General features: G+C 76.2%; 1 protein-coding gene and 1 pseudogene. One reads left to right on the top strand and one right to left on the bottom strand.

What is annotated here, in order from left to right:
- Positions 1-585, top strand: a pseudogene (locus ACRDP3_RS03390) (hypothetical protein); the annotation flags it as partial.
- A 48-nt stretch (positions 586-633) separates the two neighbouring features.
- Here the strand turns inward: ACRDP3_RS03390 and ACRDP3_RS03385 are convergent.
- Positions 634-1,708: CoA transferase (locus ACRDP3_RS03385; protein ID WP_431515295.1), on the bottom strand; the 1,075-nt coding region annotated here is incomplete at its 5' end.

Here is a 1,708-nt window from a genome sequence, read left to right as displayed (position 1 = left end):
GTGCGGGACCTGCCGCAGAGCGGTGCGGGCGACGACCCGGCCGGCACCGGCCTGGCAGCACCGGCCGGCTCCTCCGCCGCCGCCCGTAGGCAGCGCTGGGCGGAACGGATCGGCGGCACCAGCACCTCCCGCTGGGGCGTCGCCCTGATGAGCGCCTTCGTCCGGAAGGGCCAGTGGACGGTGCCGCGTGCCTTCACCGGCATCGCCGTCATGGGCGGCGGCGAACTCGACCTGCGGGACGCGCGCTTCGAGTACGGCGAAGTCGTCATCCGCTGCTTCACGCTGATGGGCGGCATCAACATCGTGGTACCGCCGGAGGTCGAGGTCGACGTGCGCGGCATCGGCATCATGGGTGCCTTCGACTCCACCGGGGCCGGCCATGGCGAGCCGGGCGCCCCACGTGTGGTGGTCACCGGGCTCAGCCTGATGGGCGGAGTCGTCGTCGAGCGGAAGGTCCCGCGTGCGGAGAAGGAGCGGCTGCGCGCGGAACGGCGGGAGAGGCGTGAACTCGAGCGCCGTCAGCGTGGGGAGGACCGCGAGCACGGGCACGGCGGTCACGGACACGGCGAGCGCAAGTCGCTGTAGGGGGCGTGTCGTTCGGCTCGCCTCGCCCGCGGAACAGCGGTCCGCCGCTCACCACCAGGCGGCGGGGTCCGCGCCGGGCAGACCGGGCGGGCGTGACCAGGTGGCCGGGGCGCCCTCGTAGCCGACGGGTGGCAGCGCGTGCCGCAGCCGCCCCAGCGGGCTGTCGGTCTCGGTGAGCCAGGCGGCGGGATCGTAGGCGGCGCCGTGGAGCGCCCGCGCCCCAGCCGGGTCCGGCCGGGGCGGACGCCCGGTCGGGTCGCCCAGCCCGTTCAGCAGCCAGTGCGCGGTCTGGGCCAGCGCCAGCCGTACGAGACGCGACCCGCACCTGCCACGCCGCTGCTCGGTGAGCGCGCGGAGCAGGGCGGCGGCGAGCAGATAGCCGGTGCCGTGGTCCAGGGCCTGTGCGGGCAGTACGCCGGGGGCGCCGGGAGCACCCACGTCCGGGCCTTGCTGCGGCGCCTCGGTGGCCGCGATGCCGGTGGCCACCTGGACCAGGCTGTCGAAGCCGCGCCGCCGGTGCCATGGCCCGTACGCACCCCAGGCGCTCAGTTGTCCCACCACCACACCGGGCCGCCGGTCGGCCAGCGACTCCGGGGCGAGGCCGAAACGGTCGAGGGCGCCGGGGCGGTAGCCGGTGACGACGACGTCCGCGGCCGACAGCAGCTCCTCGAAGGTGGCCTGATCCGCGCGGGAGGAAAGGTCGAGCAGGGTGGAGCGCTTGCCCAGGCCCGTGTCGGCGTGCGTGTCGAGGCTCTCCGGGAGCTGCGGGGCGTCGACACGCAGCACGTCGGCGCCGAACAGCGCCAGCGTGCGGGTGGCGACCGGCCCGGCGATGACCCGGGTGAGGTCCAGTACGCGCAGGCCGTGCAGGGCGCCACGGCCCACCAGCTCCGGCAGCGGGAGGGGCGGCGCCTGGTCCAGCCGTCCGGTGCTGAGCAGCGGGCGGGCTGCGGCCTCCGCGCCCTGCGGGTGCCGTGCCCACTCCTCCGGTGCGCGGACGGCGACGGAGAGACCGCCGGCCGCGTGGACGGTCTCCTCGACCTCGGCCGCGGTGCGCTGCGCCAGCTCCGCCGAAACGGCGTCGGCGAGTGCCGTGTCCCCGCGGCCTTGCTCCGCGACGCCG

Source organism: Streptomyces sp., assembly GCF_050698815.1.
Classification (GTDB): domain Bacteria; phylum Actinomycetota; class Actinomycetes; order Streptomycetales; family Streptomycetaceae; genus Streptomyces.
This window is presented reverse-complemented; position numbering and strand designations above follow the sequence as displayed.